Source organism: Mesorhizobium sp. NBSH29, assembly GCF_015500055.1.
GTDB lineage: Bacteria > Pseudomonadota > Alphaproteobacteria > Rhizobiales > Rhizobiaceae > Neomesorhizobium.
In genome coordinates this window covers 1,771,428-1,792,741 of record NZ_CP045492.1, presented here as the reverse complement: position 1 = coordinate 1,792,741, position 21,314 = coordinate 1,771,428, and the positions used below count along the sequence as shown (strand labels likewise).

Here is a 21,314-nt window from a genome sequence, read left to right as displayed (position 1 = left end):
AATATACCAATAGCCTGGGATATAATCTGCCCATGAACTCATGGAACTAGATGAGATCAGGCCCTATCCCGGCCTAGAAGAGAGCCTTTCAATTGAAAGGTTTGGCACCTACCTCACGTGGGCAAGCGGTGACCGCAACAAAGCTGTCGAGCTTTACACCCTCAATGCCGTGCTCAGTGAGAGCCTGTATACGCCACTTCAGATGCTCGAGATTGCACTGCGGAACCGCATTCATCGTGTTATGAGTGACGCTCATGGGGACCATTGGTTCGACCATCCAGCGCACCACCTAAACCCCATTCAAATCAACATGATTGCCAAAGCACGCAAAGACCTGACGGAGCAGCGGAAAGAAGTTATTCCATCACGGATCGTTGCAGCACTGACCTTCGGCTTCTGGACGGCGATGCTTGGGAAAGAATATGAAAATCTCTGGCAGATAACGTTGAAGGACATAGCCAAACGCGAGAACGGAAAAGGATTACGGCGCAAGGATTTCACGAGATCACTCGGCGCTGTTCGAACCCTTCGCAATCGCCTCGCTCACCACGAGACTGTGCTGCATTGGGACCTACCCAAGCATTACGCAAACATTTTAGAGCTGACAGGGTGGCTATCTCCCGTCGCTGCTGATTGGTGCAAGGCTACCTGCCGGTTTGAGAGCCTCTACCCCGAGCAAGGCGTATCACTGCCCATCACAGTCACGCCGCACCAATAGATCAACCCAAAGCCACCGGCTTTGGCCCGCCATAGGCCCAATCGAGCAATTCTATCGTATGCACAATCGGCATTCCTGCGCGGCCTGATATCTGCGTCATGCAGCCAATATTGCCGGTGGCGATGATGTCAGCCTTGGTGGCGGCGATGTTTTTGACTTTGCGGTCGCGCAATTGGGCCGAGATTTCGGGCTGGAGAATGTTGTAGGTGCCAGCTGAGCCACAGCACAAATGGCCTTCGCGCGGTTCGCGGATGGTGAAGCCTGCCCGTGCCAGAAGGTCTTTAGGCAGGCGGGTGATCTTCTGGCCGTGCTGCATGGAACAGGCGGAATGATAGGCGACGCTGAGGCCGGTTTGCTGCGCAGGTTCGGGCAGTTGCAGCGTGGCCAGAAATTCTGTGATGTCGCAGGCGATTTCAGACACGCGCCTGGCTTTTTGGGCATAGGCAGGGTCGAGCCGCAGCATGAAGCCGTAATCCTTGATCGTTGTGCCACAGCCGGATGCGGTGATAAGGATGGCATCCAGCCCGCGCTCCATCTCGGCGGTCCAGGCATCGACGTTTTGGCGCGCGGCGGCCAATCCCTGTTCTTCCTTGCCCAGATGATGCACCAGCGCACCGCAGCAGCCTTCGTTCCTGGGTATAGCCACTTCCACGCCGAGCCGCGCCAGCAGGCGGCGCGTTGCATCATTTATGCCGGGGTCGAGCACAGATTGCGCGCAGCCGGCCAGAATAGCGACCCGCTTATGAGCGCCTGATATGGGCGCGACGCTGATTGCGCGCTTGGGCGGCAGGGTCGCGGGTGCCAGCCGCAGCATGGCGGCCAGCGGCTTCAGCGGTTTGATGCGATCGAACAGACCGGCGAACGGCTTGCCCAGACGCGCCAGCTTGAGGGCTGCGCGAAAGCGTGCCGGATGCGGCAGCACGAAGGCCAGCATGGCGCGCAGCGCACGGTCGGTGAAGGAGCGCGTATAGGTCTTTTCAATATGGGCGCGGGCATGGTCAACCAGATGCATGTAATTGACGCCAGATGGGCATGTCGTCATGCAGGCCAGGCAGGACAGGCAGCGGTCTATATGGGTGACGATCTGGTTATCTGCCGGACGATCATTTTCCAGCATGTCCTTGATGAGATAGATGCGCCCGCGCGGCGAATCCAGCTCATTGCCGAGCGTCACATAGGTGGGACAGGTGGCGGTGCAAAAACCGCAATGCACGCAATTGCGCAGGATCTTTTCAGATTCAGCGACATGCGGATTGGCCAATTGAGCGGGCGTGAATGTGGTTTGCATCTTTTATTGCCCTGCCTGAGCCATTGCGACCATCCGGCCAGGATTGAGAATGTTCTGGGAGTCAAACTCATGCTTCACCCGCGCAGACAATGCGGCCAGGGGGGCAGCTTGCGGTTCAAACAGCGGCGTTGCAATACGCCAGTGCGGGGCAGCGCGCACAAGCGTTGCGTGGCCGCCGCCGAACTGTTGCACGAGACCGCGCAGCAACGCTGCTTCCGGCTCGTTTTCCATGCGCAGCCACACCAGCCCGCCCTGCCAATCATAATAGGCATCGGCGGCCAGTTCCATGCGCAGCGCCAGCACCATTTCATGCGCGCGGGACGGTGCCATTGAGACACGCCAGACCGGCTTGTCGGTGCCATCCGCAAAGGGCGCGCAATCGCGCACCTCTCGCCATAGGGATTTTGAGGCTGAGCCCTCAAGCTCGATCATGCCGGGCGCTGCTTTGAGCAGATCACGCAGACGCGCCAAGCGGTAGGCGACCGAAGGGCCAAACCCTTCCAGCCTCAGCAGGGTCGCGGCATCCGTTCCAAGTGCGCCGCCGCCCACAAGCCGGGCGATGTTTTCAGGCAGATGGGCCGCACTTGCCACTTCTGCGCTTGAACCAAGCGCCAGCGCCATAGCGCTGGCGGCGACATCATCGAGCAGGCCGGTGAGGACGAGCGTGGTTTCCGTTTCAGCGGCCGGTAAAACTTTGAAGGTGACATCGGTCACCACCGCCAGCGTGCCCCATGAGCCAGCCATGAGTTTGGACAGATCATAGCCCGTGACATTCTTGACCACACGCCCGCCGGATTTGAACGCTTCGCCACGGCCTGAAACGGCGTTGATGCCCAGCACATGGTCGCGCGCTGCACCCGCTTTCAGCCGGCGCGGACCGGAAAGATTTGTCGCCAGAACGCCTCCAATAGTGCCAGCGTTTTTCTGGCCGGTGCCCAGAAGCGGGCCGTAATCCATCGGCTCGAAAGCCAGTTCCTGCCTGTTGGCCGCAAGCAGCTTTTCTATCTCCGCAATCGGCGTGCCAGCACGGGCTGAAAGCACCAGCTCTTCCGGCTCATACAGTGTCACGCCGGTCAGCTTCGACAGGCTGAGCGTATGGGCTGCCTGAACCGGATGGCCAATGCCGCGCTTGGAGCCCTGGCCTTCGATTTCCAGCGGCTGGCTTTCGCCCAACGCCCATTGGACGGTGGACAGAGTTTCGTCGGGGGTCGTGGGGGTGAATGTGGTCATGGTTTTGCCTTGGAGCGCGAAAGCCCCCTCTCCGTCTTGTGCTTCGCCCAAGCCACCTCTCCCCGCAAGCGGGGCGAGGAACTGACAATCGCAAACATGGTTCCTCGCCCCCTTCGGGGGAGCGGTGGCGCGCAAAGGGCGACGGAGAGGGGGAGCACGACAGAAAATGATTTCATGCCGACACACCCCGCATGGCAAAAACAATGAGGGCGCGAAAGCCCCCTCTCCGTCTTGGGCTTTGCCCAAGCCACCTCTCCCCGCAGGCGGGGCGAGGAACTGACAATCGCAAACCTGGTTCCTCGCCCCCTTCGGGGGAGAGGTGGCGCGCAAAGCGCGACGGAGAGGGGGAGCACGACAGAAAATGATTTCATGCCGACACACCCCGCATGGCAAAAACAATGAGGGCGCAAAGGCCCCTCTCCGTCTTGGGCTTTGCCCAAGCCACCTCACCCCGCAGGCGGGGCGAGGAACTGCTAATCGCAAACATGGTTCCTCGCCCCCTTCGGGGGAGAGGTGGCGCGCGAAGCGCGACGGAGAGGGGAGCCACGACAGAAAATGATTTCATGCCGACACACCCCGCATGGCAAAAACAATGAGGGCGCAAAGGCCCCTCTCCGTCTTGGGCTTTGCCCAATCCACCTCTCCCCGCAGGCGGGGCGAGGAACTGCTAATCGCAAACATGGTTCCTCGCCCCCTTCGGGGGAGCGGTGGCGCGTGAAGCGCGACGGAGAGGGGGGCGCTCAAGTGCATCAAAACCGTGGAATATCTGGAAAGGGCAGTTTGCCGCCGGAAATATGCATACGGCCAAGTTCGGCGCAGCGGCGCAATTGCGGGAACACTTTGCCGGGGTTAAGCAGGTGGTTGGGGTCGAACGCGCATTTGACGCGCATCTGCTGGTCGAGATCTATCTGGTTGAACATTTCAGGCATCAGATCGCGTTTTTCGACACCGACGCCATGTTCGCCAGTCAACACGCCGCCGACCTTGACGCAGAGGCGCAAAATATCAGAGCCGAAATCTTCTGCCTTTTCCAGTTCGCCGGGCTTGTTGGCATCATAGAGAATGAGCGGGTGCAGATTGCCATCGCCAGCGTGGAAGACATTGGCAACGCCCAGACCGTATTTGGCGGACAATTCGCGCATTCCAGCCAGAACGGTCGGCAATTGTTTGCGCGGAATGGTGCCATCCATGCAGTAATAATCTGGCGAGATGCGGCCCACTGCCGGAAAGGCTGCCTTGCGACCCGCCCAGAAGGTCATGCGCTCTTCTTCGGTTTGCGAGATGCGGCAGGTGGTGGAGCCGTTTTGGGCGGCAATCCGTTCCACTGCCTCGATCAGATGGTTCACTTCATCAGGGCAGCCATCGAGTTCAATGATCAAAAGCGCCTCGCATTCGAGCGGGTAGCCGGCATGGACGAAATCTTCCGCCGCATGGATGGCGGGGCGGTCCATCATTTCCATGCCGCCTGGAATAATGCCCGCGCCAATAATATCGGCCACGCATTGGCCGGCCTCTTCAGAGGTTGGAAACCCCAGAAGCAGAGCACGCGCCGTTTCAGGCTTTTGCAAAATGCGCACCGTCACTTCGGTGACGACGCCGAGCAGCCCTTCAGAACCAGTCATCACGCCGATCAGATCATAGCCCTCGCTATCCAGATGCTTGCCGCCAAGGCGCACCACTTCGCCATCCATCATCACCATTTCTATGCCGAGAAGATTATTGGCGGTAAGGCCATATTTCAGGCAGTGCACACCGCCTGAATTTTCCGCGACATTGCCGCCGATCGAGCAGGCGATCTGGGAGGATGGGTCAGGGGCATAGTAAAACCCCTGCTGCTCGACGGCGGTGGTGATGCCAAGATTGGTGACGCCCGGCTGGGCGACCACGCATCGATTATCAAAATCAATATCCAGCACGCGGTTAAAGCGGCTCATGACCAGAAGCACCGCATCTTCCAGCGGCAATGCACCGCCCGACAGCGATGTGCCAGAACCGCGCGGCACGATTTTTATGCCGCGCTGATTGCAATAGGTGAGAATGCGCGACACTTGCGCGGTGGTTTCAGGCAGCACCACAACCAGTGGCAGCTGGCGATAGGCGGTCAGCCCATCGCTCTCAAAAGCGCGCATGGAATTGACAGCATCGACCACACCCTCGCCCGGCACGATCTGGCGCATGTCGGCCACAATCTCGGCGCGGCGCGCCAGCGTCTGCTGATCTGGTGGCGGCATTATCAGCCCGGACATTCTGGCCATCCTCCTGAGTAACTGGTAATAATCTTTTACCAGTGATGAGCGAAGCTGGCAAATCAAGCTTTGTGCAATCGGCGCAGCACTGGCGTGCACTGCTTCCGCAGCGGCAATCTGCCGCTGGCACCGACACGGCGGACGGGCAACAGCGCTACTCGCCGGCGGGCTTGACGGGCTCGGCATGCATGCGGCGGACGCGGCGCACACCCCACCAGACCAGCAAGATGCTGACTGGGACGGCGGCTGCGGTGACGATCTCGGGTGCAATGGCGTGACCGAACACGGATGCACCCTTGGCCAGATAGGCGATCAGGCCGACCACATAGTAGGAGACGGCGGCGACCGATAGCCCCTCGACCGTCTGTTGCAGGCGCAGTTGAAGGCGGGCGCGGTTGTTCATTGATGCAAGCAAATCGCGATTTTGCTGTTCGACCTCCACATCTACCCAGGTGCGCAGCAATGTTGTCGCGCGGGTGAGTTTTCGCGACAGATTGGCAAGGCGTTCTTCAACCGAGCGGCAGGTGCGCATTGCCGGCGCGACGCGGCGCTGCAAAAAGCCGGCCCAAGTATCGTAGCCGGGCACGGCTTCCTCATCGAGCGCATCCAGCCGTTCGATGACGATGCCGTCATAGGCGCGGCTGGCGCCGAAACGGTAAAGGCTGGACGCGGCATCGGCCTCCAGTTCGGCGGCGAGTTCGGTGAGATCCGCGAGCAGCGTCTGGCTGTTGCGGGTTTCAGCATCCTTCATTTCGCGGGTGGCGATGGCCAGACGGTCCTCGATGCCGCGAGCGCGTGCCGACAGGCTTTGCGCAAGCGGAAGTCCGAGCATGGCCAGCGTGCGATAAGTTTCGATGTCGATGAGCCGCTGCAGGAGAGCGCCTGTGCGGGCCGGAGTGAGGCCACGATCGAGAACCAGAATACGTGTCAGGCCATCACCATCCTGACGGAAATCGGTAATGATGGCAGCCTTGCCCTGCTCCACGCGTGAATAGCACAGACTTGCCGCGTCAAAACTATAGATCAGCGCCTCGTTGGCCGGTGTCCAGGGGCGGACCTCCAGCCGGATGCCGGAAATGACTGTTCCGGGGGGTGAAAAGCCATTGCCAAAGGGCGTCTGCTCACTGGCGCGTCCACCCTCCCCAAGCGGGCCTTCCCACTGGTAGGTCGAGAACTCGGTGTGGCGCTCCCAGCGCAGCGTGCCCTGCCCCCATTTCATGGCGTGGTGGCGGGCGCTGCGGCCGGGCGCTGCGATGCCAAGCCGACGCGAGAGTTCGGACAGAACCGCTTGGTCGACGCCCGAGCCGCCCTCGGTCATGAATGAAAGCTGGACCAGAACGCGTGGGGTCTCTACCAGTGGGTGAGGCCGTGCATGAACCTCGCCCAACGCGCCGGGACGGCCCTCATGCGCGGGAAAGCCCAGCACGCTTCCTGTTGCGCGCGCCTGGAATTCGAGACTTTCCCTGTCTGTCGTCACCCGTGATCCCTGCGCCTTTGCCAGCGTGGCGTTCAGCCAGGCGCCATAACAGCACCGGGGCGCGAAGGTCACAAACCGCAAATTTCAAGCACTGCGCAATTTTATGCCACGGCCGGTAATTGTTTGCGCCGTCCAAATTGGATCAGAAAGTTGACCAGTTGAGGTCAATCGCTTTATCCTGCCACCAGTCACCGAAAACGCGAGCGTCTCGTTGAACGACATTTTTTCTCGAATAGAGCATTCTCGCACTGCCGATGAGGTGGTGCAGCAGGTTGAGAGCCTCATTCTAGAGGGCGTGTTGCGCGTGGGTGACCGGCTGCCGGCGGAACGCGAGCTTGCGGTGCAGCTTGATGTATCGCGGCCCATCTTGCGTGATGCCTTGAAATCACTGGAGGCGCGAGGGCTTCTGGCAACGCGTCATGGTGGCGGCACTATCGTTGCCGATGTCATCGGCGAGGTGTTTGCACGACCTGTGCTGGATCTCATTTCGTCGCATGCGAAAGCGGCGGCCGACTACATGGAGTATCGGCGCGACATTGAAGGCATTGCCGCCGAACATGCCGCCAGCCGCGCCACCGCCGATGACCGGGCGCTACTCGGTGCGATCATGGTGCGGATGGAAGACGCGCATCAGCGTGGCGACTTCGAGGAAGAGGCTGCCATCGATGTCGAGTTTCATTCAGCGATCGGTGAATGTGCGCACAATATTATTTTGCTCCACACCCTGCGCTCCTGCTACCGGTTGCTTTCGGATGGCGTGTTTCGAAACCGCATGCTGGTCTTTACAATGCCCGCCGCGCGCCAGCAGCTTTATGATCAGCATCAGGCGATCTACCAGGCGGTGATTGCGGGCGATCCATTGGAGGCTAAACAAGCGGCAATGGCGCATATGGATTTCGTCACGCGAGCCATGGTGGATGCGGAGCGAACCGGGGATTGGGAGCGCGTGTCACGGCTGCGGCTACGGCAGCGCTCCGAAGGTACAAGCGTCAAAAGACCGGCGGCAGACCGCTCCGGCACGGGGGACCAGGAATGAGCGCTATGTTGACCATCGCCGATTTGAAGGAACGAGCTCGCCGGCGGGTGCCGAAGCTGTTCTTTGACTATGCGGATTCCGGCGCGTGGACGGAGAGCACCTACCGCGCCAATGAAGAGGATTTTGCCAAGATAAAACTGCGCCAACGCGTTTTGGTGGACATGACCGACCGGTCGCTGGCCAGCACCATGATCGGCGAGAAAGTGTCGATGCCGGTTGCGTTGGCGCCGACCGGGCTGACGGGAATGCAGCATGCAGACGGGGAAATTCTTGCCGCGCAGGCGGCGGAGGAATTTGGCGTGCCGTTCACGCTGTCGACTATGAGCATCTGCTCGCTGGAAGATGTAGCGGCAGCGACCACAAAGCCGTTCTGGTTTCAGCTTTATGTCATGCGCGACAGGGATTTCGTGACCAACCTGATCGCACGGGCCAAGGCTGCCGGATGCTCCGCGTTGGTGCTGACACTTGATCTTCAAATTCTGGGGCAGCGCCACAAGGACCTGCGCAACGGGCTCTCGGCGCCGCCGCGCCTGACCCCCAAACATCTTTACCAGATGGCGACGCGGCCAGGCTGGTGCCTAGGCATGCTTGGCACCAAAAGGCGCACATTCGGCAACATCGTTGGCCACGCCAAGGGCGCCGACAATATGACCTCTTTATCCGCATGGACGCATGATCAGTTCGACCTGCGGCTATCATGGAAAGATGTCGCCTGGATCAAGAAGCAATGGGGCGGCAAGCTTATCCTGAAAGGAATTTTGGACCGTGAGGATGCGCTGATGGCGCTGAAGACCGGCGCCGATGCGATCATTGTTTCCAACCACGGCGGGCGCCAGCTTGATGGCGCGCCCTCGTCCATCGCGGTGCTGCCGGAGATTGTCGATGCTGTGGGCGATAAAATAGATGTGCATCTGGATGGCGGCATCCGGTCCGGGCAGGATGTGCTGAAGGCGCTGGCGCTCGGCGCCAAGGGCACGCATATCGGACGGCCGTTCCTGTATGGGCTCGGTGCGGGCGGCAAAGCGGGCGTGACACAGGCGCTGGAGATCATTCGCAAGGAACTCGACATCACCATGGCGTTGTGCGGCAAGCGCAACATCAAGGATGTCGGACCCGAGTTGATCTATGAGGGTCAGCCCGGGACGTCGAAGAAAGTGCGGCGCAAGAGTTGATTACTGACGGCATCCATTTTCTGGACGCGCGCGGGCCCACTGGCATGCATGTCGCGGCTATCGGCGATGTGCATGGCAGGCTCGATCTACTGGAGAAGCTGCACGCAATGATCGACGCTGACCGGGTACGCAGCAGCGCGACAGACTTTCGTGTCATCCATCTTGGCGACTTTGTCGACCGGGGACCAAGCTCCAAAGGAGTGATCGACTTCCTGATCCAAAAATCCGCCTCTGATCCGCGCTATATCTGCGTTGCGGGCAATCATGATGCGGCGTTTCAGGAGTTTCTGGCACGGCCAGATCCTGAAGGTGTTTTCGCGCTTTATGGCGGAAGGCAGACTGCGTTGTCTTATGGCGTGGAGATCGACTTCGACAGCCCTTGGGGTCTGCGGCGCGGGCACGCCGCATTGTGCAAGGTGGTGCCGCTCAGCCATATGGAGTTTCTCAGAACACTGCCCCGGCACATCACGCTGGAAGATTTTTTCTTCTGCCATGCCGGCATCCGTCCGGGAGTGCCGCTGGCGGAGCAGGACCCGGAAGACCTGATCTGGATACGCGAGGCGTTTTTGAATTTTCCCGGGCTGCACCCCAAGATCGTAGTGCACGGACATACGCCTGCCGGCGAAGCAGAAGTGATGGCAAACCGAGTGAATGTGGACACCGGCGCGTACAAATCGGGGCGGCTGACAGCGCTGATCATTGACGGCGCCGTCAAGCGTGTCGTCAGCGTATCAGGCTAGCTGTTCTCCACGCGAGCATCGCAACGGCAATCAGCGGACCTGAGCGGATACTCCGTAGCCGTCGACAACGGCGTGACCGGTGGCCTCGTCAGCAATGTAGATCGCGACACCCCAGGCAGAGATACCGAACAGCATGAAAAAGGACAGGAGCGTAATTCTCAACGGCTTCATCTCGGTTTCGGCTTCCTGAACTTCTGCACACAAAATATTACGAATGGGTTTCCGCCGGGTGATCAATGCAACCTATCCGGTTACAATGGCCGCCACTGCGCTCCACGAGGCGCGCCCTTCTAGGCTGATAGTTGGGGCCAAAGCCAGTGCTTGCAACCGGCATTTCAACATCAAAATTGAAGCGTGATTTTTATGACACGGTTGCAGCAGGCAAGGGCTGTGCAGAGGGTTTCAGGCCGGGTTTGCAGAGGGCCTCACTGTCGACACCCAGCCCCGCGCAAGCGCCAAACCAGCCGCATCGGCAGCTTCTCCATGAACAGCAATCTCGGTTTCGAGGATCATTGGCCAATGCGGATTACGGTCCGCGATGACCTCGGCAAAGCATTCGCTCCATTCGCGCACAAGTACGGTGTCGGCCTCGAAATGGAACTGTATTCCATAGGCTGCGCGGCCCAAACGAAACGCCTGATTGGCAGCACATGAGCTTGTGGCGAGGTGGGTGGCGCCAGGAGGAAGTGTGAACGTATCGTCGTGCCATTCGAAAATCGGGAACGCGTGGTCGAGGCGTGCAAAGACCGGATCCTGTGTCGCATCCGGGGTCAGCGCCATGCGGTGCCAGCCGAATTCAGTAGCACCGCCTATCTGGTTGGTGCCCCCCGCCGCACGAGCCAGAAGCTGAGCGCCGAGGCAGATGCCGAGCACTGATTTGTCGGCGGCAATGAAATCCCGCATCAATTCAAGAAGTGCCGGGATATAGGGGGAACCTTCATCATCCAGTGCGTTTTGGGCACCACCAAGAACCACTATCGCGTCGTGCTCGATTGATGCTTGCGGGAGGGTTGCCCCCTCATGGAGTACGCGCAGGTCAATCTGGGCACCCGCCTCCGAGAGGGCAACTCCCACCTGGCCAAGACTTGTACCCTGAAAATTCTCGACGACCAGAACGCGCATCTCATTCCTGACAAAACGGGCGTGACAGATTTTTCCCTACAGCTAGCATGGCACGACAAGACCGGGAATGCGGAACGAAGATATGCCACTGCAAAATCGCGTCGACCCTTTTGGCGTCGTTCATGCCGTGGCAGAGCGCGGGCTGTTTACTGGTAACCGGGGAATTATCCATGATCCTGACACCCGCACACTTCTGAAAAAGCGCTGGGCGTCACCGGCGTGGATCATCTGCGTGTGCGATTTTCGGGATGTGCGTCGGGTTCCGATGGGACGCAATGGTCGCGGTGGCGAGGCCGGCTGGACGGAGCTTTTCTTTCTCGACGAGGTAACCGCGCTGGCAGCGGGGCACCGGCCATGTTTTCATTGCCAGCGGCTGCGGGCGAAGACGTTTGGGAAAGGCTTTGCCAAAGCCTTTCCTCACGTGGCGGCGCGCACGTCACAGATTGACCGTCAGCTGCACAAGGAGCGGCTTGCGGTTCGTGCAATCGGCAGGGCGCTGGAGGCGGGCGAGACAGATACGCTGCCCGACGGGACGATGGTTGCGGGGGGCAGCACTGCCTTTGCGCTGAAGGGGGGTTGGTTGTTGCCGTGGAGTTTCACCGGCTACGGCCCGTCCATGTCGACCCATGAGCGGGCGCTGACGCTGATAACACCACCGACGACAGTCGCCATTCTCGCAGCCGGGTTTTCGCCAGTGTGGCATCCTTCCGCAGGCCCTTGACCCCGCCACAATGCTCGCGCATTTCTCCACGCCATGCGCGCCAATTATCGAATGCAGCGGCTTTATGTGCCGCAGGATATTTCTGCCGACGTCGAGATCGAGCTCGACCCGCCGCAGAGCCATTATCTGGCCAATGTGCTGCGCCTGAGCGAAGGGGCGCAGGTTCTGTTGTTCAACGGGCGCGACGGTGAATGGTTGTCATCGCTTGCGAGCCTCGCCAAGAAGAAGGTGATGCTGCAACCTGTCACGCAGACACGCGGGCAGCCGCCGCATCCCGATCTCGTCTATTGCTTTGCCCCACTCAAGCAGGGACGGCTTGATTATCTGGTCCAGAAAGCAGTGGAGATGGGTGCTGGACATTTGCAGCCTGTCATCACGCAGCACACGCAAATGTCTACCGTGGGAATCGACCGGCTGAAGGCGAATGCGGTCGAGGCGTCGGAACAGTGCGGCATCCTGGCCATCCCGACTGTGGGCGAGGTGGTGAAGCTCGACCGGCTGCTCTGGGAGTGGCAGCCGGGACGCCAGCTCATTTTCTGCGATGAAGGGGCTGAGACCAATAATCCAGTGCCCATTTTGAAAACATTGGCGGGCCGTAAGCTTGGGCTGCTTATCGGCCCCGAAGGCGGGTTTTCCGATGATGAACGCAAGCAATTACGCGCGCTGCCCTTCGTCACCCCCATCCCGCTTGGCCCGCGCATCCTGCGGGCAGACACGGCGGCCGCAGCAGCGCTTGCGGTGATCCAGGCCACGATCGGGGATTGGTGAGGGGGCCAATCAAGCCCAGACTCGTTATGGAAACGCCCCGACAGTGCTGCCGGGGCGTTCCAGGTTTGTTGGTCTTCAAGTGCTTTCTAGAAAGCGTACCGCAATCCGAGGTTTAGGCCCCAGTTCTGCTTGAGGTTTTTGCCATCGGCGTAGTCGAACTCGCCATGGATCTGCACTTTCTCGGCTACCTGGGCTGCAAAGCCGACGCCAATTTCTCCGCGTGTGCCCTTCATGTCGTTGCTGAAGGCGGTGGAGTTGATGAGCAGGTCGTTGCCACCGGCAAATTCCTGAGCCACGGCAAGGCGCATATATGGCTGAACTTTGCTGCCATTGGCCATCTCGTAGTTGATGCCAATGGTGGCACCCAGCCGCCCGATCAGCGAGTCCATCGCGCCGTTCTGAACGTGCATGCCATTGTCCAGCCAGTAGTTCGACGATCCCACATTCACACCAGCAAGCTGGGCGAAGGGCTCGACATACACCTCATTGGCCAGCGCGATATGTTTGCCGACCTCGATCTGGCCGCCAATGCCGGTGGCGCCATAATTGCCTTCGGCCCCGGAACCGTCGCTCATGCGCACGTGGGCGGCGTCTTCAAACCTGTTCAGTTTGAACAGGCTGTCCACATAAAGCCCGTTCGAGGCAAGCCAGGTGCCGTAGAGGCCACCATAGTAGGAATCGACGTCACCCCGTGAGCCGCCTTCGAGTTTGACCGACGAGTTCGAATAGCCGCCCATCACGCCCACCAGCACATCGGAATCGCCGAGGTTGAAGGAGCGGTCCGCGCCTACCGACATGCCCCACTGGGTCTGGTCATAGGTCTGGCCGGCGCCCGCCGAGATCTGGAAGCCGCGGCCATAAGTGCGCGCCCACAGGCCGCCATCGCCGCGATTGTTGCGCACATCACCCATACGCTGGCGCAGGGTTGCCAATTCGCCATACCAGACGGTTGGTGCGACGCCATGCAACCCGATTGCCGTGGCTGTGCCGGGGGTGACATAGCTGGTTTCCTGCAGGTACCAATTGTCGCCGCTCTTGTTAAGCAAGTATTTGTAGACGCCGAGATCTACTGCACCGCCGAGAAGTCCAAAAATCGCATCACCACCAGCAGTTTCGACCACGAGGTGCGGGTCGCCAACGCTTGTGGGGTCAATACCCGTATTTTTCACATGCAGAGTGTGCGCGCCGGCGGCATTTCCCGTTACCCTCAAAAGGTCGCCTTGGTCGTTCGCGATATCCGTGTTCATCTTGAATGTGCCGCTACCCGACAGATTTTCGACTGTCAGCGTGTTAAAGCCTGCAGACCCGTCGCTAAGCGTTATCTGGCCGCGATCCATTATGATGTTCTTGATCGCAGAGGATTCAACCATCTGCCAGTTACCAAAAGCGTTGAGGTGCAGGTTTTCGACGCCAGTCATGCGACCCTTGAGCGAGGCATAATTTCGGAGTGTGACATTCGCGTGGCCACCCTCTTCCACCACCACGTCGCCAACCAGTTCCGAATTATCTACCGTAAAAGAGGTAGACGCATTGGCACCCACTTCAAGAATACGGCCATTGCCACCCACTAGCGTCGACCGATTTTGAACGACAATGGTCGCGTCAGTGGGGTTTTCTTCGGAACTCATCACAACAATCGCCGCACCGGTTAGTCCCTCGACATGGGACCCGTCGACCAACAATGTACGGCCCTTGTCACTAACAGTATCGCTACCCCCGCGAACGAGACGGATACCACTGGTCTCACCCGTGATGTCGCTGCCGCCGCGGACGTTGACGAAACCATTGGTCAACGAAATGCCATAGCCGGTGCTGCCTGGATGCGCCCAACCCACCAGATGTGAGCCAACAACATCCATCGTAGAACCGGATGCAATGCTCGCGGCTCTACCCATCGCGGTAATACTGCTACCTTCAATATACGCGTAAGAGCTTTCACCTTCGCCTGGGGAGGCTGGAACGTTGCCAACGACGAGCCCCGGCCCCGCGTCGTTGTATATGGTGGAAGCAACAATTGACGCCGTCGAGCCATTGATCAAACCAATCAATGCACTGCCCGACTGCCACGGAGCGCGAACGACATTCGCGCCGTTGAGGCTTATCGTCGAATCGTTTCTCGCGATTATGTTGTAGGACTGGCCACCATGGATGATTGTGAGATTGGAACCATTTTCGACCCTCCAGTACTCAGGCGCTTCACCCGGGCCAACCAGCGCGTCTTCGCCATCGAGATCACCCGCATAAGCGGCGTGAGAGATGAGTGCCGCGGCACCAACAGTCGCAGCCAACATTGCGCGGAGTCTTGTTGAATGTGCACAGCGTGAGGGTGCACTACGGGAAAAAATCTTCATTCTGTTCAGCTCGCTGGATGTTTTGCCGCGCCTAGACGGCATTTCCTACCTCTCAGCCCCGGACCGAGACTGATTCCCACGGCTGCTTTCTTAAATATTATGACGATACCTATCTATAACAATTAGCACCATATTGAGAGCAATTTGGGAATATAAAGCTGAAACGAAAATGGCTATTCAATCCTTGTAAGAATAATTTTTATTTGTACTTTATTTATGATGGATAATCCGTATTCATTGCATTTGTAGGATTTTTTTGTTCACTCTGTAATGTACACAGGCGATTCACGGTGTAGTTCCGACAAATTCCTTCCGTTATCTCAATCAACGCTTGTTGAAGTCACGATCAGGATTTTTTGCTTGCGTGGCTCCTGACATTTCAGCCATCAAGCCCCACCTTTGTGCGTAGCATCCGCTGGCGGTCCGCAATTGTGCGGTTTGGCCAGATTGGGAGGAAATTTCATGGCGCGTGACACGACCGATTTCCGGCCCGTCGAGAGCATTGACGAGCTGGTCGCCTATCTGGCCGAGGGCAACAAGCCAAAGGACCAGTGGCGCATCGGCACCGAGCACGAAAAGTTTCCCTTCTACATTGATGGCAATGCGCCGGTTCCCTATGGCGGCGACCGGGGCATCCGGGCGCTACTCGAGGGTATGCAACGGACGCTCGGCTGGGACCCGATTATCGATGATGGCCGTATCATTGGGCTGGTGGAGCCGACCGGACAGGGGGCGATATCGCTTGAGCCGGGCGGCCAGTTCGAGCTTTCGGGCGCGCCGGTGGAGACGATCCATCAGACCTGCCGCGAGGGCAATGCGCATCTGGCGCAGGTGCGCGAAATCGCCGAGCCGCTCGGCATCCGCTTTCTTGGTCTTGGCGGAAGTCCGAAATGGACGCTGGCGGAGACGCCAAAGATGCCCAAATCTCGCTATCAGATCATGACGCGCTACATGCCCAAGGTCGGCAGCCAGGGCCTCGACATGATGTACCGCACCTGTACGATCCAGGTGAACCTCGACTTTGACAGCGAGCGTGACATGCGCCGCAAGATGCAAGTTTCACTGAAGCTGCAGCCGCTTTCGACAGCTTTGTTTGCCAATTCGCCGTTTACCGATGGTCGGCCCAACGGGTTGCAGAGCTGGCGTGGCGAGATCTGGCGCGACACCGACAATCAGCGCTCCGGCCTGCTCGATTTCTGTTTTTCGCCGGAGTTTGGTTTTGCCGATTATGTAACGTGGGCGCTCGATGTGCCGATGTACTTCGTCATTCGAGACGGCCATTACCACGATGTGACTCACGTCACTTTCCGTCAGTTCATGGATGGGGCGCTGCGCAATTCGGTGCCCGACGGTTTGCCCACCATCGGCGACTGGGCGAACCACCTATCGACACTGTTTCCCGATGTCAGGCTGAAGCGCTTTCTGGAAATGCGCGGCGCCGATGCCGGCCCGTGGCGGCGTATCTGCGCGCTGCCAGCCTTCTGGGTCGGTCTGCTCTATGATGAGGCAGCCCTCGATGCGGCCGAGGCGCTGACGGCGGACTGGACGTTTGACGAGGTGTTAGCCATGCGCGAGACGGTGCCGGCTGAAGGGCTTGCCACCGAATTTCGTGGCCATGCGATGCGTGAGATGGCGCGCGATGTTCTTGCGATATCGAAGCTCGGTCTCAAGAACCGCGCCCGCGAAAACCGCGATGGCTATGACGAGACGACTTTCCTGTCGCCTCTCGACGAGGTGGTTTCGCGTGGGACCACCAGCGCACAGGAGATGACCAATGCGTTTCATACGCGTTGGGGCGGTTCGATCGAGCCGGCATTCCTCGAATACGCTTATTGAGCACCGTCACGGTTCTGACATTACAGCGAGAGAAACTGGTAACGACGCCGATTGAATGTCCCTTCAACCTGTAAGGGAAAGGTTCTAGGCTTCCCTGACGAGACCCAGAGGAGACCATGACATGTTGCCGCTTTTTGAGATGCTGACGAATGCCCAGAATGGCCAGGGAATGGCTGCGCTGGCAAAACAGTTCAATCTTACGCCACAACAGACCGAGCAGGCTGTCGCTGCGCTGGTGCCGGCTTTCAGCCAGGGGCTCAAGCGCAACACGGCGGACCCGCAGGGCATGGGCTCCTTTATGGCGGCGATGACCAGCGGCAAGCACGCGCAATATTTCGACGATCCGGCCAAAGCTGTTGGCCAGCAGGGGCTGAAGGATGGCAAAGGCATTCTCGGACATCTGTTCGGTTCAAAGGATCTTTCGCGTGCGGTTGCCGGCCAGGCGGCTCAGGCAAGTGGCGTGGGCCAGGATGTGCTAAAGCAGATGCTGCCGGCGGTCGCCTCGATGCTGATGGGGGGTCTTTTCAAACAGTCAACCGGGCAGATGCAGGCGGCGAGCGCCTCTGGCGCGCCGAGCAACCCGCTCGGTGAGATCATTGGTCAGATGATGCGGCAGGCTGGCGGCGCGACACAGCAGAGCCAGGCACAGCCCCATGCGGCAGGCGACAATCCGCTTGGAAAGATGTTCCAGGATATCCTGGGTGGCGCCAGCGGTCCGCAGCCGGGCGGCACGCAGGTGTCATCAGGCGAGAACCCGCTCGGGAAAATTTTCGAACAGATGATGGGTGGCGGCAAAGCCACGCCCGGTCAGGCACAGGCGTCGGTCGAGAATCCGCTCGGCAAGATGATTCAGGACATGTTTGGCGGCGCTGGCGGCCAAGCGCAGAGTGGTCAACAGGCACCAGGCAGCGCCGCCGGCGAAAATCCGCTCGGCAAAATCTTCGAGCAGATGATGGGCGGTGGACAACAGCAGGCACAAGCTCCCGCCAGCCCGCAAGCCGCCCCACGTAACCCGCTTGAAGAAATGCTCGGAAAAATGTTTGATCCCGGCGCAAAGCAGCCCGGAAACTATCAAAAGGGTGTCGAATCGATCTTCGAGCAGTTCACCAAGGGCATGGACCGGCCGCGCTAGGCCTTACGCTAGCCTTGCGGGTTATTACCCATATCTTGACTGTCGGTGATGAGGCACGCTGCGGGGATGTCGGGCCAGGTGGCCTTCGCACAGTCGGTCACCTGCGGTGCAGTCACGGAAACGTTGCGGACCGGTCCACCTGCAAAATAGGATGCGTTTTCGTCATGCACCCACTCCGTGCCATCAGGTAGAGTAACGGTGTGAGCCGTCGCCGATGTCAGAGATGCGAGGAGCAGAATGGCTGTGGCGACAATGTGTTTCATGGGGCAGTAACGTGGCGCGGTGTGGTCGGTTCCTGCGGCGTGGCGATAATTTATCCTGGATCACCGTTAAAGGGCCCGGCCTCCAAGAGGCCGGGCAGTGGTGCAGGCAGCCGGCGGGAAGACCGGCAGGGTTGGGAGCGCCTGCAGAACAGTTCGATCTTGATCAGCAGACGCGACGGGCCGCGTGTTCAGCCATTTCAGAGCGGTTGCGCGCCAGTGCACCCAACCGGGCCGTTGGATCGAGGTCGAAGGGCGACTGCACCGACATATGCAGATCAGAGCGGGTCAGGCCGATATCGGCCAGTTCGGCGTCGGACATATTGCCCAGTTGATAAAAGGCGCGCCGATTTTTCCAGGCGCGATAAAATACTGATACGGCTTTCACGGCACGGGTCGCGATCGCTGGGCGCGCTTCAATCGTGTGAGGCGCCAGGGTGCTGCGGTCGAGTGTCGTCATGGCCGTTCTCCTTTTCTTCGGGCCGTGCGCGGCGAGCGGCAGGCGCGCTCTAAAGGCGCACCACCAAAATTGTTCACACGCGCATTTCGTGTACGGGCCAGAATTGCCATCGACCTATTGATTAGTCTAACGAATGTTTTTAATCTTTTTCATCAATGCAGATGATGGATCAACCCAATGGCCTCCCCGCTCGATCTCGACCAGTTGCAAACCTTTATTCAGATCGCCGATACTGGCAGCTTCACCAAGGCGGCGAATGAGGTGCATCGCACGCAATCTGCCGTATCGATGCAGATGCGACGGCTTGAAGAGCGCATCGGCAAACAGCTGTTTGAAAAGGACGGCCGCACAAATCGGCTGACCGAAGAAGGCGAGAAATTGCTAAGCTATGCACGGCGTATGATCCGGCTTAGCCGGGAGACACTGGCGGCGTTTGACGATACCAGCCTTGAGGGTCACATTCGCATCGGCACGCCGGACGATTATGCCGACCGCTTCCTGCCCGAGATCATGGCACGGTTTGCGCGTTCCAACCCCCGGGTGGAACTGTCGGTCATCTGCGAGCCCACCTATAATCTGGTCGAGCACATCAAACGCGGTAATCTGGACCTGGCGCTGGTGACGCATGACGACGCGCGTGGCCAGTCCGAGGTGGTGCGGCGCGAGCCGCTTTTATGGGTCAGCTCGGCCAACCACCCGACGCATGAACAGGATGTTTTGCCGATGGCATTCGGCCGGTCCACCTGCCAGTGGCGGCGGTCCGCCTGCGATGCATTGGACTTGATGAACCGGGAGTACCGCATTCTGTTCACCAGTTGGTCTGCCACAGTCATTATCGCTGCCGTTATGTCAGGGTTGGCGATTTCGACCCTGCCCGAATGTGCGTTACGTCCCGGCATGCGGGTATTGGGGGAAGCAGACGGGTTTACTGCTCTGCCCGATATCAAGATCGGCATCATGCGCGGCAACTCGAGCAAGCCGGATATCGTCAATGCGCTGGCGCGCCACATCGCTGAAAGCCTCGACAATATTTCTGTGCCACAGGCGGATGACGAAGCGGTGTTTGACCTCGCTGCGCTTGCGGCACTACGGGGCCGACGCCAAAAAGCGAGCCAGATTGTACCGGGCTGGTAGAACCTCAAGAGCCGCGACGCGCTTGACGGCAGTCGGCGCGCTCCGCTCAATCCGCCGATGAGCGAGATGATTCCCACCGATTCGAAATCCAACGTCGCCGAATATACGGTGAGCGAAGTTTCAGGTGCGCTGAAGCGCACTGTCGAGGACGCGTTTGGTCATGTTCGAGTGCGCGGCGAGATTTCTGGCTATCGCGGGCCACATTCTTCCGGGCACGCCTATTTCGCGCTGAAGGACGACCGCGCCAAGCTTGAAGCCGTTGTCTGGAAGATGACCATGTCGCGGCTGAAATTCCGGCCCGAAGAAGGCATGGAGGTGATCGCCACCGGCAAGCTGACCACCTATCCGGGCTCCTCCAAGTACCAGATCGTAATCGACAATCTGGAGCCCGCCGGCGCCGGTGCCCTGATGGCACTGCTTGAAGAGCGCAAGAAGAGGCTCGCCGGCGAAGGTCTGTTCGATCAGGACCGCAAGAAGCGACTTCCCTTCATGCCGCTTACGATAGGCGTTATCACGTCGCCAACCGGTGCGGTGATCCGCGATATTCTGCACCGCATTGCCGACCGCTTTCCGCTGCATGTTCTGGTGTGGCCGGTGCGGGTTCAAGGCGAGACGGCAGCGGCGGAAGTGACCAATGCCGTGGAGGGTTTCAACGCACTACCTGCTGGTGGCGCCATCCCTCGGCCCGACATTGTGATCGTGGCGCGGGGCGGCGGCAGCCTGGAGGATCTTTGGGGCTTTAATGACGAGGCCCTAGCACGGGCAGTTGCAGCGTCCACAATCCCGATCATCTCGGCGGTTGGCCACGAGACTGACTGGACGCTGGTAGACATGGTGGCCGATGTGAGGGCGCCGACGCCTACTGGTGCGGCGGAATTTGCCGTGCCGGTGAAGGCCGAACTTGAATCGACGCTGGCCGGTCTCTCGGCGCGACTGAAGGCCTGCATGCGCCGCTCGCTCGACCGGCGCAGAGAAACGCTCAAGGCGACCGCACGCATGCTGCCCTCGCCCGACCAGTTGCTGGCGTTGCCGCGGCGGCGGTTTGACGAGGCAACCAGCCGGTTGGGTCGAGGACTTGAAGTCGGCACCGAGCGAAAACGCGCTCAGCTTGGCGCGCTGCGGCTGCAACCGCAATTGCTATCACGGCGTATCGCTGATGCCCGCAAGCTGGTGGACCGTGATCTTGCGCGGGCGCAGGCGGCGCTGCGCGGCCGGGTGGGCGAACAGAGGCGGAATTTTGCCCGTCTTTCAGGCCGTCTTCGCCATGAGCCGATTGAGCGCCGGCAAAGATTGCTGCGCGAGTCGCTGGCGCTGCTGGCCAGAAGGCATGGACAGGCAATGGCGCTGAAGCTTGAGCGGCTGCGCAACCGCGTTGACCAGACCGAGCGGCTTTTGGCGACACTGTCGCATCAGGGGATACTGGAGCGGGGCTTTGCTCTGGTCAGCGACCTTGATGGCAATCTGGTGACGCGCGCGGCGGAACTATCTTCCGGTACCGCTCTGACGTTGCGGTTTGCGGATGGCACTGCCGGGGCAGTGGCCACCAGCGGCGAGGCAAGGCCCAGGCCGCGCACATCCGCCAAGGCACCGAAGCCCGGCGGCCAAGGAACGCTGTTTTAACGG

At 59.7% G+C, this 21,314-nt stretch carries 19 protein-coding genes; 10 read left to right on the top strand and 9 right to left on the bottom strand.

Annotated elements, in window-relative coordinates:
- Positions 1-40 precede the first annotated feature (40 nt).
- Positions 41-718 carry an Abi family protein gene (locus tag GA830_RS08850; RefSeq protein ID WP_195164659.1) on the top strand — a complete coding sequence of 226 codons (678 nt, stop codon included), beginning with the start codon at positions 41-43 and terminating at the stop codon, positions 716-718.
- A gap of 1 nt (position 719) precedes the next feature.
- Here the strand turns inward: GA830_RS08850 and glcF are convergent, their stop codons facing one another.
- From glcF to GA830_RS08830, 4 genes are all read right to left on the bottom strand, one after another.
- A complete protein-coding gene (glcF, locus tag GA830_RS08845; protein ID WP_195164658.1) occupies positions 720-2,006 on the bottom strand; it encodes a glycolate oxidase subunit GlcF in 1,287 nt (428 codons plus the stop codon).
- A gap of 3 nt (positions 2,007-2,009) precedes the next feature.
- Entirely contained in the window at positions 2,010-3,236 is a 1,227-nt protein-coding gene (locus GA830_RS08840) for an FAD-binding protein (RefSeq protein ID WP_195164657.1), read from the bottom strand.
- A gap of 749 nt (positions 3,237-3,985) precedes the next feature.
- Entirely contained in the window at positions 3,986-5,482 is a 1,497-nt protein-coding gene (locus tag GA830_RS08835) for an FAD-linked oxidase C-terminal domain-containing protein (RefSeq protein WP_195164656.1), read from the bottom strand.
- 154 nt (positions 5,483-5,636) lie between these two features.
- Positions 5,637-6,959, bottom strand: a complete 1,323-nt coding sequence (locus GA830_RS08830; protein ID WP_195164655.1) for a DUF3422 family protein — start codon at positions 6,957-6,959, stop codon at positions 5,637-5,639.
- Positions 6,960-7,170: 211 nt separating this feature from the next.
- Between GA830_RS08830 and GA830_RS08825 the strand changes: the two genes are divergently transcribed.
- From GA830_RS08825 to GA830_RS08815, 3 genes are read left to right on the top strand one after another with little or no spacing between them, the layout of a single operon-like run.
- Entirely contained in the window at positions 7,171-7,995 is an 825-nt protein-coding gene (locus GA830_RS08825; RefSeq protein ID WP_195164654.1) for an FCD domain-containing protein, read from the top strand.
- Positions 7,992-9,167 carry an alpha-hydroxy acid oxidase gene (locus tag GA830_RS08820; protein WP_195164653.1) on the top strand — a complete coding sequence of 392 codons (1,176 nt, stop codon included), beginning with the start codon at positions 7,992-7,994 and terminating at the stop codon, positions 9,165-9,167. Before GA830_RS08825 ends, GA830_RS08820 begins: the two co-directional genes overlap by 4 nt.
- Complete coding sequence (locus GA830_RS08815) at positions 9,164-9,907, top strand: metallophosphoesterase (RefSeq protein WP_195164652.1); 744 nt, start codon at positions 9,164-9,166, stop codon at positions 9,905-9,907. Before GA830_RS08820 ends, GA830_RS08815 begins: the two co-directional genes overlap by 4 nt.
- Positions 9,908-9,937: 30 nt before the next feature.
- Here the strand turns inward: GA830_RS08815 and GA830_RS08810 are convergent, their stop codons facing one another.
- Both GA830_RS08810 and GA830_RS08805 read right to left on the bottom strand, forming a co-directional pair.
- Positions 9,938-10,144 carry a hypothetical protein gene (locus tag GA830_RS08810; protein ID WP_195165044.1) on the bottom strand — a complete coding sequence of 69 codons (207 nt, stop codon included), beginning with the start codon at positions 10,142-10,144 and terminating at the stop codon, positions 9,938-9,940.
- Between the two features lie 165 nt (positions 10,145-10,309).
- Positions 10,310-11,029, bottom strand: a complete 720-nt coding sequence (locus GA830_RS08805; RefSeq protein ID WP_195164651.1) for a type 1 glutamine amidotransferase — start codon at positions 11,027-11,029, stop codon at positions 10,310-10,312.
- A gap of 82 nt (positions 11,030-11,111) precedes the next feature.
- Here GA830_RS08805 and GA830_RS08800 point away from each other — a divergent pair, with 82 nt between their 5' ends.
- Together GA830_RS08800 and GA830_RS08795 are read left to right on the top strand one after the other, a co-directional pair.
- A complete protein-coding gene (locus GA830_RS08800; protein ID WP_195164650.1) occupies positions 11,112-11,750 on the top strand; it encodes a hypothetical protein in 639 nt (212 codons plus the stop codon).
- 33 nt (positions 11,751-11,783) lie between these two features.
- On the top strand, positions 11,784-12,518 hold the full coding sequence (locus GA830_RS08795) for a 16S rRNA (uracil(1498)-N(3))-methyltransferase (protein WP_195164649.1): 735 nt from the start codon (positions 11,784-11,786) through the stop codon (positions 12,516-12,518).
- An 86-nt stretch (positions 12,519-12,604) separates the two neighbouring features.
- Here GA830_RS08795 and GA830_RS08790 read toward each other — a convergent pair whose 3' ends face one another.
- Complete coding sequence (locus tag GA830_RS08790) at positions 12,605-14,809, bottom strand: autotransporter outer membrane beta-barrel domain-containing protein (protein WP_195164648.1); 2,205 nt, start codon at positions 14,807-14,809, stop codon at positions 12,605-12,607.
- Between the two features lie 522 nt (positions 14,810-15,331).
- Between GA830_RS08790 and GA830_RS08785 the strand changes: the two genes are divergently transcribed.
- Positions 15,332-16,705: a glutamate--cysteine ligase gene (locus tag GA830_RS08785; protein WP_195164647.1), complete on the top strand. Its 1,374-nt coding sequence runs from the start codon at positions 15,332-15,334 to the stop codon at positions 16,703-16,705.
- A 121-nt stretch (positions 16,706-16,826) separates the two neighbouring features.
- Positions 16,827-17,837: a DUF937 domain-containing protein gene (locus GA830_RS08780; RefSeq protein ID WP_195164646.1), complete on the top strand. Its 1,011-nt coding sequence runs from the start codon at positions 16,827-16,829 to the stop codon at positions 17,835-17,837.
- Between the two features lie 8 nt (positions 17,838-17,845).
- Here GA830_RS08780 and GA830_RS08775 read toward each other — a convergent pair whose 3' ends face one another.
- Together GA830_RS08775 and GA830_RS08770 are read right to left on the bottom strand one after the other, a co-directional pair.
- A complete protein-coding gene (locus tag GA830_RS08775; protein WP_195164645.1) occupies positions 17,846-18,100 on the bottom strand; it encodes a hypothetical protein in 255 nt (84 codons plus the stop codon).
- Between the two features lie 163 nt (positions 18,101-18,263).
- Positions 18,264-18,557 (bottom strand): DUF1127 domain-containing protein, encoded by a 294-nt coding sequence (locus tag GA830_RS08770; protein ID WP_195164644.1) that lies wholly within the window; start codon positions 18,555-18,557, stop codon positions 18,264-18,266.
- Positions 18,558-18,734: 177 nt separating this feature from the next.
- On the opposite strand from GA830_RS08770, the gene GA830_RS08765 reads away from it, so the two are divergent.
- Together GA830_RS08765 and xseA are read left to right on the top strand one after the other, a co-directional pair.
- Complete coding sequence (locus GA830_RS08765) at positions 18,735-19,691, top strand: LysR substrate-binding domain-containing protein (protein ID WP_195164643.1); 957 nt, start codon at positions 18,735-18,737, stop codon at positions 19,689-19,691.
- Positions 19,692-19,748: 57 nt separating this feature from the next.
- A complete protein-coding gene (xseA, locus tag GA830_RS08760; RefSeq protein ID WP_195164642.1) occupies positions 19,749-21,311 on the top strand; it encodes an exodeoxyribonuclease VII large subunit in 1,563 nt (520 codons plus the stop codon).
- Positions 21,312-21,314 lie beyond the last annotated feature (3 nt).